Source organism: Flavobacterium defluvii, assembly GCF_900129555.1.
Taxonomy (GTDB): domain Bacteria; phylum Bacteroidota; class Bacteroidia; order Flavobacteriales; family Flavobacteriaceae; genus Flavobacterium; species Flavobacterium defluvii.
This window is the reverse complement of the sequence record NZ_FQWC01000002.1, coordinates 538,035-552,555: the sequence shown is the minus strand read 5'-3', so window position 1 is coordinate 552,555 and position 14,521 is coordinate 538,035. Positions and strand designations below refer to the sequence as shown.

The 14,521-nt window shown below is 34.3% G+C and carries 18 protein-coding genes; 8 read left to right on the top strand and 10 right to left on the bottom strand.

What is annotated here, in order from left to right; all coding sequences use genetic code 11:
- Positions 1 to 283: 283 nt before the first annotated feature.
- The 3 genes from BUC29_RS06615 to BUC29_RS06605 all read right to left on the bottom strand — a co-directional run bounded on the left by BUC29_RS06615 (position 284) and on the right by BUC29_RS06605 (position 2,480).
- Positions 284 to 982 (bottom strand): DUF1826 domain-containing protein, encoded by a 699-nt coding sequence (locus BUC29_RS06615; protein ID WP_073414933.1) that lies wholly within the window; start codon positions 980 to 982, stop codon positions 284 to 286.
- A 5-nt stretch (positions 983 to 987) separates the two neighbouring features.
- Positions 988 to 1,791 carry an aldo/keto reductase gene (locus BUC29_RS06610; protein WP_167369526.1) on the bottom strand — a complete coding sequence of 268 codons (804 nt, stop codon included), beginning with the start codon at positions 1,789 to 1,791 and terminating at the stop codon, positions 988 to 990.
- 266 nt (positions 1,792 to 2,057) lie between these two features.
- Positions 2,058 to 2,480 carry a winged helix-turn-helix transcriptional regulator gene (locus tag BUC29_RS06605; RefSeq protein ID WP_073414549.1) on the bottom strand — a complete coding sequence of 141 codons (423 nt, stop codon included), beginning with the start codon at positions 2,478 to 2,480 and terminating at the stop codon, positions 2,058 to 2,060.
- 111 nt (positions 2,481 to 2,591) lie between these two features.
- Between BUC29_RS06605 and BUC29_RS06600 the strand changes: the two genes are divergently transcribed.
- A complete protein-coding gene (locus BUC29_RS06600; protein WP_073414547.1) occupies positions 2,592 to 3,395 on the top strand; it encodes an enoyl-CoA hydratase/isomerase family protein in 804 nt (267 codons plus the stop codon).
- A gap of 139 nt (positions 3,396 to 3,534) precedes the next feature.
- On the opposite strand, the gene BUC29_RS06595 is transcribed toward BUC29_RS06600, so the two are convergent.
- Positions 3,535 to 4,392, bottom strand: a complete 858-nt coding sequence (locus BUC29_RS06595; protein ID WP_073414545.1) for an SDR family oxidoreductase — start codon at positions 4,390 to 4,392, stop codon at positions 3,535 to 3,537.
- Between the two features lie 156 nt (positions 4,393 to 4,548).
- A complete protein-coding gene (locus tag BUC29_RS06590; protein WP_073414543.1) occupies positions 4,549 to 5,127 on the bottom strand; it encodes a Crp/Fnr family transcriptional regulator in 579 nt (192 codons plus the stop codon).
- Positions 5,128 to 5,383: 256 nt separating this feature from the next.
- On the opposite strand from BUC29_RS06590, the gene BUC29_RS06585 reads away from it, so the two are divergent.
- The 5 genes from BUC29_RS06585 (at position 5,384) to BUC29_RS06565 (ending at position 9,135) form a co-directional block, all read left to right on the top strand.
- Positions 5,384 to 5,674: a GNAT family N-acetyltransferase gene (locus BUC29_RS06585; RefSeq protein WP_073414541.1), complete on the top strand. Its 291-nt coding sequence runs from the start codon at positions 5,384 to 5,386 to the stop codon at positions 5,672 to 5,674.
- A gap of 91 nt (positions 5,675 to 5,765) precedes the next feature.
- Positions 5,766 to 6,386, top strand: coding sequence for an alpha/beta hydrolase (locus BUC29_RS06580; RefSeq protein ID WP_073414539.1), 621 nt, complete (start codon positions 5,766 to 5,768; stop codon positions 6,384 to 6,386).
- Entirely contained in the window at positions 6,386 to 6,736 is a 351-nt protein-coding gene (locus tag BUC29_RS06575) for a cupin domain-containing protein (protein ID WP_073414536.1), read from the top strand. The genes BUC29_RS06580 and BUC29_RS06575 overlap by 1 nt, the downstream gene beginning before the upstream one ends.
- A 316-nt stretch (positions 6,737 to 7,052) precedes the next feature.
- Positions 7,053 to 7,991: a ring-cleaving dioxygenase gene (locus BUC29_RS06570; protein ID WP_073414534.1), complete on the top strand. Its 939-nt coding sequence runs from the start codon at positions 7,053 to 7,055 to the stop codon at positions 7,989 to 7,991.
- Positions 7,992 to 8,133: 142 nt separating this feature from the next.
- A complete protein-coding gene (locus BUC29_RS06565; RefSeq protein ID WP_073414531.1) occupies positions 8,134 to 9,135 on the top strand; it encodes a type I glyceraldehyde-3-phosphate dehydrogenase in 1,002 nt (333 codons plus the stop codon).
- 92 nt (positions 9,136 to 9,227) lie between these two features.
- On the opposite strand, the gene BUC29_RS06560 is transcribed toward BUC29_RS06565, so the two are convergent.
- Genes BUC29_RS06560 through BUC29_RS06545 form a run of 4 tightly spaced genes read right to left on the bottom strand, consistent with a single transcriptional unit; the run spans position 9,228 to position 12,052 of the window.
- Positions 9,228 to 9,767 (bottom strand): hypothetical protein, encoded by a 540-nt coding sequence (locus BUC29_RS06560; RefSeq protein WP_073414529.1) that lies wholly within the window; start codon positions 9,765 to 9,767, stop codon positions 9,228 to 9,230.
- A gap of 9 nt (positions 9,768 to 9,776) precedes the next feature.
- A complete protein-coding gene (locus BUC29_RS06555) occupies positions 9,777 to 10,391 on the bottom strand; it encodes a cysteine hydrolase family protein (RefSeq protein ID WP_073414527.1) in 615 nt (204 codons plus the stop codon).
- Positions 10,392 to 10,421: 30 nt separating this feature from the next.
- A complete protein-coding gene (locus BUC29_RS06550; protein ID WP_073414525.1) occupies positions 10,422 to 11,243 on the bottom strand; it encodes an alpha/beta fold hydrolase in 822 nt (273 codons plus the stop codon).
- 38 nt (positions 11,244 to 11,281) lie between these two features.
- Entirely contained in the window at positions 11,282 to 12,052 is a 771-nt protein-coding gene (locus tag BUC29_RS06545) for an alpha/beta hydrolase (RefSeq protein WP_073414522.1), read from the bottom strand.
- 418 nt (positions 12,053 to 12,470) lie between these two features.
- On the opposite strand from BUC29_RS06545, the gene BUC29_RS06540 reads away from it, so the two are divergent.
- Both BUC29_RS06540 and BUC29_RS06535 read left to right on the top strand, forming a co-directional pair.
- Positions 12,471 to 13,040: a hypothetical protein gene (locus BUC29_RS06540; RefSeq protein WP_073414520.1), complete on the top strand. Its 570-nt coding sequence runs from the start codon at positions 12,471 to 12,473 to the stop codon at positions 13,038 to 13,040.
- Between the two features lie 182 nt (positions 13,041 to 13,222).
- Positions 13,223 to 13,633, top strand: a complete 411-nt coding sequence (locus BUC29_RS06535; protein WP_073414518.1) for a VOC family protein — start codon at positions 13,223 to 13,225, stop codon at positions 13,631 to 13,633.
- Between the two features lie 141 nt (positions 13,634 to 13,774).
- Here BUC29_RS06535 and BUC29_RS06530 read toward each other — a convergent pair whose 3' ends face one another.
- The gene (locus BUC29_RS06530) at positions 13,775 to 14,377 is read right to left on the bottom strand and encodes a murein L,D-transpeptidase catalytic domain-containing protein (RefSeq protein WP_073414516.1); all 603 of its coding nucleotides are present in this window, start codon (positions 14,375 to 14,377) and stop codon (positions 13,775 to 13,777) included.
- Positions 14,378 to 14,521: the final 144 nt, after the last annotated feature.

The following is a 14,521-nucleotide window of genomic DNA, read 5'->3' as shown; positions in this document are numbered from 1 at the left end:
TCCTTTTATTTTCTATTGAATATCTATGAATACAAGGCAAAATTTGTTGTTTTGGATGATCGATACACAGCCACTAAAAAGAAACATGGGCTAACAACAAATAAAAACAAAAATCTTTTACGATTTAAGCACACCAGATCGAGAACTAGCAATACTAGAAAGCAATTCCAAAGGTTCTACATAATAAGGATTTTTGCTAATTTTTCCATCCTTGATTACGTACGGTGTGTAAGCAATGTATCTGTAAGTGTACTTGGGCTGAAATTATATACAGAATTAGTTTTTAACAAATCAACAACAACCTAAATTCTCCGTCATTTTCTATTGGCGCTCTGTGAATACAAGGCAGCACTTGTTGTTTTGGATGGTCTACAGCCAGACGCCAAAGATGTCCTATACCTAAATTAACAGGTTCTGCATCTGCATGGAGTTGATAATGCAAATCAAAATAATTTTCTTTTAAAAAGTCTTCAAACTCTTCTTCTGCTCCATCGTGCAGTTCTTTTAGCTTTGCCCGAATTTCGGGAATCAGAATTTTTTGTTCTGCCTGAGCGTTAGAAACAATATCGCTTGCAGCTCCGTGATAGGTACATAAAAAAGTATCGGTTGCAATGGGCGAACGATCGACATGAAACGAATACACATCTGTCGAAATGAAATCAAATTCGTCGTCGCGCTCATAACACTTCAATAAATTAAGCGAAGGCGAAGCGCCAAAATCAGTTAATAATTGTAAGTCATTCAAGATTATTTCCCTTGCCATACTCCCCTTTTCTGAGAGCTGGAGCGCAATTAAATCTTCAGGAAAAACTTCGGTTATATTTTCTTTTAAGGATAATTTGGCGGCAATTTCGCTAAAATCGCCACCTAAATTTCTGTACCAGCAAAGTGCATTCATTTCTCCTTTAAAATGGGTATGAACAAGATCTGAGAAATTAGATACTACTCCTATTTGGCTGCTGGCAGAAAAAGTATTACTCATGGTCTTTAACTCCATTCCGGAAACTGAGTGGTATTTAAGTCGAGTTTTGCAATCGCTTTCATATCCGCATCATCTAGTTTAAAATCAAATATGATAAGATTTTCTGCAATATGTGCTTTTTGCGAAGACCTCGGAATAGCAATAATGCCGCGTTGGAAATGCCATCTCAAAGCTACTTGTGCTGTAGTTTTGTTGTATTTTTTGGCAATCTGAGTCAGAACTTCATTTGTAAAAAGTCCGTTACGGCCTTCTGCAAAAGGCGCCCATGCCTCTGTATAAATATTATGCTTTTTTAATAAATTATAATCGTTGGTTTGCTGAAAATAAGCATGTGTCTCAATCTGATTTACCACAGGTTTTACCTCAGCATACGACAAAAGATCTGTAAGCTGTGCCTGATCGAAGTTGCTTATACCAATAGCTTTGATTTTTCCTGCTTTGTAAAGTTCTTCCATTGCTTTCCAGGATCCTTTTACATCGCCTCTCGGACGGTGTATAAGATACAGGTCAAGATAATCAAGCTGCAATTTTCTTAGTGTTTCTTCAAAACCTTTTTTAGCATTTTCATATCCGGCATCATCGACCCATAATTTTGAAGTAACAAAAAGCTTCTTTCTGTCAATTCCGCTCTGTTTGATTCCTCTGCCCACAGCTTCTTCATTTCCATATACTTTTGCGGTATCGATAAGTCGGTATCCCGCTGTAATAGCATCGGCTACAGATTGCTGGCATACTTCGCCGCTAAGTCCGTAAGTTCCAAATCCTAGTATAGGCATTTTTACACCGTTATTAAGCTTAACATCCGGAATTCCGGCAGTATTTTTATCTGTTACAGTATTTGCCAATAAATCAGGCATACCAAACATAGATAAATAAATTCCGGCGGCTGTAGTGTTTTGTAAAAATCGGCGTCGGCTTATTTCATTTTTTGGGTTTTCAGAATTCATGTTTTTTTGGTTTGTTAGTCAATAAAATCAATTTCTAAAAGTATATAATATTCATGATAATTAAAATATTAAAATCCTGAAAGTTGGCAGCAATAACAGAATTACAAAATATCAATAACCTGCCGAAATTATGTATTCAAAATTTCTTTTCTTAATTTTTGTGTCAGGTTATTAATAAACTGCTGTTTATCTTCTTTTACTTTTTTCAAAAATTCGATATGATAATCTGAAAGCGTAAAATATTTTTCTCCCCATAAATAAATCTCTATAAGTACAGGCAGCAGATTAATTCCCTTTTCTGTAAGCTGGTAGAGTACTTTGGCCTTACTTTCAGGATGCTCATTTTTTGAAATAATGCCACTCGATTCTAAGGTTAATAATCTTGCAGCGAGAATATTAGTCGCAATTTTTTCATCTGATTTTAGAAAATCTCCATAAGTACATTGTTTGGCGTACATCAAATCACGCACAATAAGCAATGACCACTTATCTCCCCATATATCTAACGAACTGCTGACCGGACAAACCGATCTTTTTTTGATTTCTTTCATAAAATATTTTAACCACTTGCTTTTTGCAAGTGAATTTATTTATATTTACACTTTCAATTTGCAAGCAAATTTATAAAATTTTAAACTTTTTTAATTTCTAAAACCAAAGTTATGATATTAACAACAGAAAAAATCAGCGAACATTATTTGAAAGTAATTATAAACAATCCGCCTATAAATCTTTTTGGACCGGAATTTTCATTAGAATTGATGAGTCTTATGGACGATCTTGAAGCCAATGAGAACCTAAAAGTGGTGGTTTTTGAAAGTGCAAATCCAGACTATTTTATAGCGCATCTGGATATTTTGGGAGCTTCAAATTTTCCTAAAGGCGAAGGAAAAACAGGACTGTCGAAATCATGGCCGGATATTGCCAAGCGTTTGGAACAGGCACCATTTGCAAGTATTGCTTTAGTAAGAGGACGTGCAAGAGGATTAGGAAGTGAATTTATACAAGCAATGGATATGCGTTTTGCCAGCAGAGAAAAAGCATTTTTCTGCCAGCCAGAAATTGGTATAGGTGCTTTTCCGGGCGGCGGCGGAATGGAAAGACTGCATCTATTAACCGGTAAAGCAAGAGCTTTGGAAATCTTATTAAGCGGCTATGATTATGATGCAGAAACGGCTGCAGCGTACGGGTGGGTTAATCGTGCTGTTGCAGATGCTGAATTAGATACTTTTGTAAATAATCTTGCCAATAGAATTGCTTCATTTGATAAAAAAATTATCACTGCTATTAAATCTATTATTAATGACAGAGCTGTAAATCCAACAAACGCACATATAATGGATACGCAGACTAAGTTTTTTGAAGCATTAGCACAGCCAGAAGCTGCCGTTAGAATAAAATCACTGTTTGAAAAAGGATTACAGCAAAATGGTGATCTGGAATTAAATCTTGGTAGCAGACTTTAAACTATTAAGTTTTAAATAAAAAATACTCTGCCGCAATCCTGATATTGATTGCTGCAGAGTATTTTCTTTTATTTATCAGTGAGCCATTAGAAAAGGAAAGCAAATTCAATAATTTGCTCTCTATAAACTCAATACTAATTTAATTACTATAACTAGTTAACCATTTTGCTTTAATAGCAGCACGTGCTTCTATAAATTCTTTGTCGGTTCCCTGTGCGATAGCATCAAGTGGAAAACGAAGTGGTCTCTCTCCTTTTTTCATGTTTACCAATTCCAGAATTCCATCGGCAATAGTCTGCGGATTCATTTCAAACTGAGCCATTTTTCCAAATAATGCTGTACCTAAGGCATTGAATTTTTCTGCTGCCGCGTTTCCGTATTCATCAACAATTTCCTGTTTATCTGCATTAATTCCGGTTTTAGAACCGTTGGTCATTTCGGTAGGATAAACACCCGGCTGAATGCTTACATTTTCTATTCCGTAATCGGCAAGTTCATCCTGCAAACCTTCTGTAAAACTTTCTACTACAAATTTTGAAGCCATATACGGAATCATAAAAGGAAGTGTGTGCCCGCTTGCTCCGGTAGTAATATTTATAATAAGTCCGTTTTTCTCTTTTCTCATAGAAGGCAGAACAGCCTGATAAGTACGAAGAACACTGTAAACGTTTACTTCAAACATTTTACGAACCTGATCGATTGAATAACCTTCAAGCAGACCAAAACCACTCACGGCTGCATTATTAATAAGTACATCAATTTTTCCGTATTTGATAAGTACTTTTTCAATAGCCTCTTTTACAGAAACATCATCTGTAATATCAATGTCTATTACTTCGATGTTTGAAAGCTTAGATAGCTCATTTGCAGCCGCAGCATTTTTATCTTTTGTATTGCGCATTCCGGCTATTACAGAATGACCTGCATTTGCCAATGTTATAGCGGTAAGTTTACCAAATCCTGAACTTGTACCTGTAATGAAAATTGTTTTTGACATGATTTCTAATTTTAAATGTTATAAAATTTTGTTCCTTTTGAACATTACAAAGTTGCGCCAAGTACAAAACCTGTGCATTGATTAGAAATAAGTAAAAACTTGATATAGATCAAGAGTCTGCATTAAGCATAAAAAAAGGAGTTCAATGCTCCCTGATTATTTTTTTGCTGTTTGTTTTCGTATACGGCTTAAGGTTTCGGGCGTCATGCCAAGATATGAAGCAATCATTGTTTGTGGTATTCTTGAAGCAAATCCCGGATACTTGGCTATAAAGTTTAAATACTTTTCTTCTGCTGTAAAACTCAGCGAAGCCTGAATTCGGTTTTGGGCTGCTATAAAACTCTTTTGCAAAATAGCATTTACCATATTATTAAAGGCTGGAATTTCATTGCAGAGCATTTCAAAATTCTCATGTGTAAACAAAACCAGTTCGCTGTCTTCGATGGCATCTATATTAAAACGGGACGGCTGCTGAAACATCAGACTTTCTCTGTCGCCTGTCCACCAATTCTCGATACTGAAGCTGTTTACATGCTCACTTCCTTTTTCATCAACAGAGTAAGTGCGCAGACAGCCTTTTGTTATAAAAGCATCGTATTTCCAGATATCGCCTTCCTGTAGCAGATATTGTCGTTTACGAAGTTTTTTAATAATGGCAAACGATTGTATATAATCAGATTCTGACTGTGTCAGCGTTGTTTTATCCTCTAGATATTTTTGAAATACTTCATACATGACTGTAAAATTATATAAAAAGTTGATTTAAATTATTTTTCTCATCTCCAGAAATTTAATTTAATCTGATAATGCATTAATAAATCTCCAATATATCGTAAATTTAAAATTCTCTGAAACAACATCTTGTCATTTTATAAGGAGTACACAAAAATTTAGATTGGATTTTTCTTAATGTAGATTAACAGATAAACCTGCATGAGGTGTCTAAATTTGTAAAAGAAATTTAACAACATCAAATTATAACTGAAATAATATGGAAACGATAAAACTGGAATTAGACGAGAAAAAACACGGCGCTTTTAATCTTTATGTTGATGGCAAAAAACAGGGTGAAATGACGGTAAGCATTAAACCTGATTTACTGACTGTTTATCATACGGGAGTTGAACCGGAAGCCGAAGGGAAAGGTTATGCAAAAAAACTTCTGGAAGAAATGGTATCGTATGTTCGTGCCAATAATTTAATGGTTTTACCGCTTTGTCCGTATGTTCATGCCCAATTTAAAAGACATCCGGAAGAATATCAGGATATTTGGAAAAAATAAGTAAAATTCTTTTTAGCCGCAGATTAAAGGTTTAAAAAAGATTTTAAAATCGGCGTGAAAATTTATTTTCTAATTAAAAAAACACAATAATATGAATACAGAAATCTTAACCGACGGCGTGCCTTTAAACGAAGCAAAAAAGGCTTTAATTATGATTCACGGCCGTGGTGCAAGTGCTCACGATATACTTTCAATTGCAAGACATCTTAAAGTAGATGACTTTGCACTAGTTGCGCCTCAGGCAGAAAACAGAACCTGGTACCCCTACTCTTTTTTAGCTCCTTTAAATGAAAATGAACCTTCGTTTTCAAAGTCATTAGAAGCTATTCATCAGGTTGTGGTTGCGATTCAGCAAAACGGAATTGAAAAAGAAAATATTTATTTTCTTGGATTCTCACAAGGAGCATGCCTTGCTTTAGAATTTACAGCAAGAAATGCTGCAAAATACGGAGGTGTTGCTGCTTTTACCGGCGGTCTTATTGGTGATAAAGTTTATGAAAACCATTATAACGGTAACTTCGAAAACACACCAATTTTTATAGGAACAAGTGATCCTGATTTTCATGTTCCTGTAGAAAGGGTTAACGAGTCTGAAGCGGTTCTTCAAAAATTAGGTGCAGATGTTACTAAAAAAATCTATCCGAATATGGGACATACTATTAGTCAGGACGAAGTAAATTGTGCCAATGCATTGATCTTTAATAAAAAATAATGATTACGATAACACGCATTTACAGCGACAGCAAGGGAGAAAGCCATTTTGAAGATTTTGAAGTTCCGTTGAAAAACAATGGTGACATAGGATTTCTTTCTGATGATGAACCTGCAAAATCGATCGTTTTTAGGGAAGTTAAACCTTCTTACGATTATGATTTTCATAACGCACCAGACCGTCAGTACATTGTTCTGCTGGACGGCGGTGTAGAAATCGAAACCTCTTTGGGCGAAAAAAGAAAATTTGAAACCGGATCTATTCTTCTGGTAGAAGATACAACAGGAAAAGGACACAAAACAAAAAATATTGAGCCTAAACTTAGAAAATCAATTTTTATAAAATTATAAACTGCCGGCAGATTGCCGGTTTTTTTATTTATCAATCATTCATTTAATTTTAAGAATGTCTGTACTACTTTTTAAATAAAACAGTCTGCTTCCTAAAAATGGCGATATATCGTAAAAGCAAAAAACCAAATAACAACAAAAACCTCATAAACAACAACTTAACCGAATTGGAATACTATTTGGTTATTGGTTTAAGAATAACAAAATGAGGTTTTTATTTCTTAATCTAGGTTAATCGATCCAGAGCTATAATGGAGGTAAATTTGTATAAGAAATCAAAGAGAAATCAATAACAAATTTAATATTACAAAATACCATGGAAAATAAAATTTTAGGCTTACACCATATTACTGCAATCGCAGGTGACGCTAAGAGAAACTTCAACTTTTATTCAAATATTTTAGGATTACGTTTCATTAAAAAAACAGTCAATTTTGATGATCCCGGAACCTACCACTTTTATTTTGGTGATGAGGTTGGAAGTGCCGGAACAATTTTAACTTTTTTCCCTTGGGGAGAAGGAATCCAACAGGGAAGAAAAGGTTCTGGAATGGCTACAGAAATTGGTTATTCTGTTCCAAAAGGAAGTTTGGATTTCTGGCAGAAACGTTTTGAAAAATACAATGTAATTTACAATAAACCAGCTGAAAAATTCGGAGAAAAATACCTTACTTTCTTAGATCCTGACGGTTTAAAATTAGAATTAATCGAATCTAAAACTGAGGATAACAGAAAAGCCTGGGAAACTGATGAGGTAAAAGCTGATGTGGCTACAAAAGGTTTTCACAATATTACCCTGACTCTAAACGACATTAAACCAACGGCTGCGGTCTTAACAGAAATATTTGGTTATAAATTAATCGATCAGGATGTAAACCGTTACCGTTATGCGACAGATGCTGTAGAAAATGCAGCAATTGTTGACTTAGTAGAACTTGCTGATGAAAAACGTGGTTTAAATGCAAATGGAACTGTTCACCATGTGGCTTTCCGTGTAAAAAATGACGAAATTTTAATGCACTTTCGTGAAAAAATCGAAGCTTACGGATTGTCTATTACACCACAAATCGACAGACAATATTTCCACTCATTGTATTTTAGAGAACCGGGAGGCGTTTTATTTGAAATTGCCACTGATAATCCTGGTTTTACAGTAGATGAAAGCTTAGAAGAATTAGGTAAAAACTTAAAACTTCCTGCTCAGTACGAACCACAAAGAGCGGCTATTGAAGCACATTTGGTTAAAATTAATTAATCAAAAACATTTTGGCAGCAAATAGAAGCATAAAAAAGAGTATTTTTATTACAAGAAATTGATATTCAATATTTTGATTTATTTTTCTATCTGCTGCTTATCATTTCCCTCAAACAAGTAATCAATAAAAAAATTATATATCATGGCAAAAATAGCATTATACGGATTTGGCCGAATTGGAAGACAATTTCTTCGAATCGCCTTAAAAAACAATCTTTTTGTTCCTGAAGTCATTGCTGACATTCAAGATATAGATTTACTCGGAGCACTTTTCAGCGTAGATTCTAATTACGGAAGGTGGCACGAAGAAGTAAAAACAGCCGATGAAAATTTTATTATTGGAGACAGAAAAATTCCGTACAAAAACTCTAAACTTGAAATTCCGGACTGGAAAGCTTTGGGAGTTGATCTTGTTGTAGACTGCACAGGACGTGCGACAAATAGAGAAAATGCACAAAAACATATCAATAACGGAGCAAAATATGTTTTGGTAAGTGCACCGAGTAAATCTTTGGCAGACTGCGATGCGGTGCTTTTAAGAGGAATTAATCTGGAAGAATTTGATGCAGCCAGCCATAAAATTATTAGTATGGGAAGCTGTACCACCAATGCTCTGGCGGCAGTTGTAAAAGTAATAAAAGAGAATTTCGGAATCGAATACGGTTTATTTTCAACGGTTCACTCCTACACTAACACCCAATCGCTGACCGATCAGCCTATGAAAGACAGACGTGATTCCTGGGCTGCGGCAGAAAATATAATCCCATCATCATCCGGAGCGGCAAAAGCACTTCAGTTTATTTGGAGCGATTTAAAAATTACCGGAAAAGCGTACAGAGTTCCTACCAAAACAGGAAGTATAGCCGAATTGAATTTGGTTACAACCAAAGACTGTTCTGTAGAAGAAGTGAATGATGCTTTTAGAAAAGCAGCTAAAGAAGGCGCTTTAAAAGGTGTTTTGGATGTTTTGGAAGAACAATGGAGTTCTGCCAGAATTGTGGGCGATCCTCACTCTTCCATTATCGATTTACCGCTTACCGCAAAACAAGGTAACTTACTTTCTGTAGCAGCATGGTACGATAACGAATGGGGTTTTGCTAACCGACTTGCAGAAGCTGCACAATACATTGCAGCAAAAATCTAAATAAAAAAGCCGGCTAATTCTTTTTAGCCGGCTTTTTACTTTTACCCATTCTCAAAACGATAGAAGAAATGAGTCGTTAAAATTCTATTATTTTAGTTATTATTTTTCCACACTCCAGAGAGCGCTTTAATTTCTATATCTTTGGCAAATAAAGGTGTTTCTTCCTGATTGTGAGCTGTAACATTTTGTGTCATGGATGTTTTTACAGGAGTTAAATCCAGAATACCTGCTGTTTTAAGCAGAGAAGAGAATTCATCTGTCATTAAAACCTTTACAATATTGGTAAACTGAGAATTTTTATCTGTATGTTTTTCTACTTTTATTTCCCAGATTATGCCAAGTTTAGTTCTTCCGAAAGGAGAAAATGAATCAGAATTTGAAATGACTTTACAATAATCTTTCTCTCCAGTTTCTTCTATATAATGCTGTACCAAAAGTGTATCGGCAACTTGTTCAACGTTAATAGACATTCTTTTACCATCGGTAGAAATAGAATTCCCAGCCGCGATGTGCCCTTTTGAACAAGCTTGATATTCATGGCTTTTTAAATTAAACAGCCATTCACTTAAGTTAATGCTGTCAATAGGAGCATTAATAATGGCTGTTGCAGCACTTTCTGAAATTATTTCCATACTTCATTATTATTTAGGAGTATTAATAAATTCTTCCGTAGTAAGCATTGCATGTCCATAATTGGGAAAGGTAATTTCTACCGTAACTCTTATTTCTTCCCAGTTAAATGCACCAATTCCATCTTTTATGAGCGTTACATGATATCCCAGTTCTACTCCGTACCTTGCAGTTGAATCTATACAGGTATTTGCTCTCATTCCTGCAATCATAATATGGTCAATATTGTGTATGCGAAGTAAAAAATCCAAATCAGTATTAGCAAAACCGCTTGCAGTCCAATGATTTTGAGCGATCAGATCGCCAGACTGAGGCTGAAGTTCGGGATGAAACTCAGCGCCCCAGCTGTTCTCTTCAAATAATACAACATTTTTACTTCCCTTATGCGAAGGCGAGAGAAATTTCCAGTTTAGATAATCTCCTTTTGCTGTATGGTGATGCGGTGCATATATAATTTGTATTTTTCGCTCTCGTGCGCCTTCGATAAGTTTTTTGAGATTTTGTACCAAAGAAATTCCTTCTACCGTTTCTTTTGCAGCGTGATAAAGTTTTCCTCCTTCTGATAAAAAATCATTAAATGGGTCAACTAATATCAAGGCTGTTTTTGAATAATTATTTGTGTCCATTTTCAATTTTAAATAATTAAACGGATACTATTATGATTTGATAAAATTGAGAATATCAGCATTAACTTTATCAGCATCTGTTGTTGGTATTCCGTGACAAAGTCCCGGATAAGTTACTATTTTTCCGTTTTTTACAATTTCGATTGCTCGTAAAGCTGTAATTTGATATGGTACAATCTGGTCGTCTTCGCCGTGAAGTATAAGCACAGGTACATCAACAGTTTTTAAATCTTCGGTGAAATCTGTTTCAGAAAAAGCTTTAATACAGTCAAAATGAGCCTTTATACCGCCCATCATTCCCTGACGCCACCAATTGTCCTGAATACCTTTTTTAATGTTTGCTCCTTCTCTGTTATATCCGTAAAACGGAAAAGTAATATCCTGATAAAACTGTTGTCTGTTGTTGGCCGTGTTAAAACGAATATCGTCAAATACTTCAATTGGTACTCCGTTTGGATTTCCTTCATTTTTAATCATATACGGTGTTACAGCACTAATTAGTATAACTTTTGAAACTCTGTTTTTACCATATTTTGCCGCATAACGAATGGCTTCGCCGCCGCCTGTAGAATGCCCAATATGAATAGCATCTTTCAAATCTAAAAATTCGGTAAGTTCTGCTACATCAGCTGCATACGTATCCATTTCATTGCCCGAATACGTTTGTGTAGATCTTCCGTGTCCTCTTCGGTCATGTGCAATTACCCTAAATCCCTGATCTAAGAAAAATAACATTTGTGCGTCCCAGTCATCTGCCGATAAAGGCCAGCCATGGTGGAAAAAAATTGGCGTTCCGGTTCCCCAGTCTTTATAATAAATCTCTGTTCCGTCTTTTACTGTAATCTTGCTCATTTTATTTTGTTTTAAATGTTAGTATTAATTTCTGAAGTTTATAATTTTTCGTACCATTCTAAAATGAAATCTGCTACTGCTTCCCAGCCTGATTCACCACAGATAAAATGACTTTTGCCCTGAAAAATCTTAAGGTCAACGCTGCTGTTTCTATCTTTATATTTTCTGGCCAGTGTTGTTGTTAGAGACGAAGGAAAAATAGCATCACTGCCGCCTCCAATAAATAAAATAGGTTTGTGCGGCTTACTAAAATCAATATTAGAAAAAGAATTTAGTACCAATTCACGGCTTACTTTATAACTTTCCGGAACTGCAATACTTTCAAAAGCATTTGCTCTGTCTCGTTCCGGCAGTGTATTGAAAAAACATTTGTCATACCATTCACGACTGCCCATAAAATATTTTTTGGAAGAAAAGAAACCAAATGCAGGTATAACCGATTTTAATGTTGCAAATGGAGGAAATACATTTTTAGGCGGTGCTCCGTCTATACTTACTGCTGCCGCTGCTTTATCTAATTCTAATAATTTCATGGCTGCCATTCCTGCCATAGAATGCCCAATGATTAAAGGCTTTTCCGGCAATGTGTCGATGAGTTTTATTATATTGTTTACCACATCTATAAAGCCAGTTTTCGTAAGATCAGGATGAACTTGTTTTCTTAAATCAGAAGGAATTCCATCATGTCCCGGATTAGCAGGTGTATAAACAGTATAACCTTTTTGTTCATATCGTTCTTTCCACTTTTCCCAGCTGTGCTGGTTTACAAAGTTTCCATGTATCAGGATAATAGATTTTGATTTTGTCATAAGATTAATATTTTAATTGGATATAGGTTTATGAATATGGATGCATCTCTTAATAAAAATCTAATTGGCAGATACTGTTTTCAAACATTATGATTCAAATGCTGATATGAAATACCATAAGCAAGTTGTATGCTAAAACATTAACAAACTGATTATCAGTATTATAAATTTATAAAAATTAATCTAATTACTATATTTCGCTAATATTTTTTTGATTGTCGTGAAATATAAATAATATGATTTGTGACAGTTGTAAAAAAATTTCTTTATATATTTTTAATAAAAAGAAAAAAACAGGATTGCAATAAATTTCTTTATTAATATTATATAATGTTCTGTGTATTAATTTTTTATTAACTTTAACATCCCCATCTCAAATTGCATCGACTATATAATCTGACCATCTAAATTTATAAATATGAAATGGTTCGTTACTTTAAAAACAAGATTTAAGAGCAGGTTTTCAAAATCCGGTCTTAAGGAAAGTTCGGTTAATTTAGAGAAAGGGAAACAGCTTTATTTAACAAGCCGTTTTCAGGAAGCTATCGTGCATTTAAACAATGCTGTTAATTCTGAATTTGATTCAACTCTTTACGAATTAAGGGCAAGCTGTTTTCAAAAACTGGATTATCATTATAAAGCAATTGAAGATTTTGATAAAGTAATCGAATTTAATCCTCTTGAGTTTTCATATTACTACAGCCGGGCTGTTTCTAAAAAAGCTATTTACGATTTTACCGGCCAGATCGAAGATCTTCATAATTGTATTCATTATTATAAAAAAAATAAAAATATCGAAATGGGTCTTTTAAAAACTGTTGAAAATGATTTAATTACAGCTTCAAATCATATAGAAAGACTAAAACAAAATATTCATTCGTTTCATAATACATCTTACCTCGAAATAAAATCTTTAATAAGAGACTGTCTTCAGCAAATCAAAAAAATTAAGCCTCGAAATGCTAAACTAAGAACGACGATAAAGTAAAACAGCTAGTTTTTATATCATTTTTTTCAACACCTGTTTAATCTTTCGCGAGTTTAATGAATAATGCTGTGAGTGGATTTTTTTTAAGTTGTACTAATAAATTTAAAAAATAATGAGGGCTGCTGACAAACTGTTGTCATTATGCCAAATTATTTTTGCCGTATAACTTAAAAAAAAGAAACATGAATTTAGTATCTATTCGAATTATTACGGCGCGTTTAAATGAATTAGTAAAATTTTACGAGCAAATTACCAACGTTACTGCCGTGCAATACACGCCAGATTTTGCCGAAATCAAAACGCCTGCCACAACTCTGGCTATTGGAAGTACCAAAACATTAGCATTCTTTGGCGGTGATGAAATTGCAAAACCAGCGCAAAACAGCAGTGTTATTATAGAGTTTAAAGTTGATAATGTAGAAAAAGATTATGACAGATTAGCCGATTATCTTCAAAATAATATTGTGCAAAAACCTACGACTATGCCATGGGGCAATAAATCGTTTTTATTTCGCGATCCAGATGGCAATCTTGTTAACTTTTTTACTCCTGTATCGGCAGAAGCAGCAGCAAAATTTAATAATCAAAATTAATTGTATCTAGAAATTCAAGCTGTATTTCAAACCAAGAGCTGGTACAAGGCATTATTAAAAATAAAAAAAAGAGCTTTAAAAGCTCTTTTTTAATTATTTACGTACTACAGCTATGCAGTTTGATTTTGTTTGAATTCTTAATTAATAATAAACAGAAAGCATGATTTTAGAATCTGAACTGTCAATTATTTTTTCAAGTCTTTTGAAAAATAATTCGCTTACCATTGGGCAGCCATGGCTGTTTATGATATAATATTCTTTTTCATCATCCGGAACTTCTTTGTAGCAGTGTAATACGATCGCTCTTTTTAAAGCATTGTTGTTCGTTTGATCCATACCGGCAAGTCTGAAAGCTTTTCCAAAAACACCTTTATATGATTTCTCAACAGAATAACGGCCTAAAGAAGTACAGTTAGAATTTGGAGCATTGCTAAACTGAAGAATATCGCCTTTAATTCCTGTTTCTGAACCAGAACCGTGTGCAACTAGTCCCTGATCAATGATTCTCTCATTTTCCAGATCATATACAAAGAAACGGTTTTTTCCAGATTTGATTTTCATGTCTACCAAGAAAGCTATTTTCTTGTTGTAGCCTCTGTTTGCAGCAGTAAAAGATTTGATTTCGCTGACATGTTCGTTAAGCCTTACTAATTCAAGCTCGGATAAAATGTCTTTCTTGTCCGTTACGTTGTAGGTTGTAAAGGAACTTAAAGAAAGAAGAAGTGCCATAAAAAATATTCTCATAAAAAAGCAGTAAAAATTTAGATTAGCAGCAGATTTGGGATCTCATTATCAAAGATTTACAATCCTTATTATCGATCTTTGACTTTGCAAAATTATGTACAAATTTTATATAATTCCCATGTTTCTAATGTTAAATATATTATA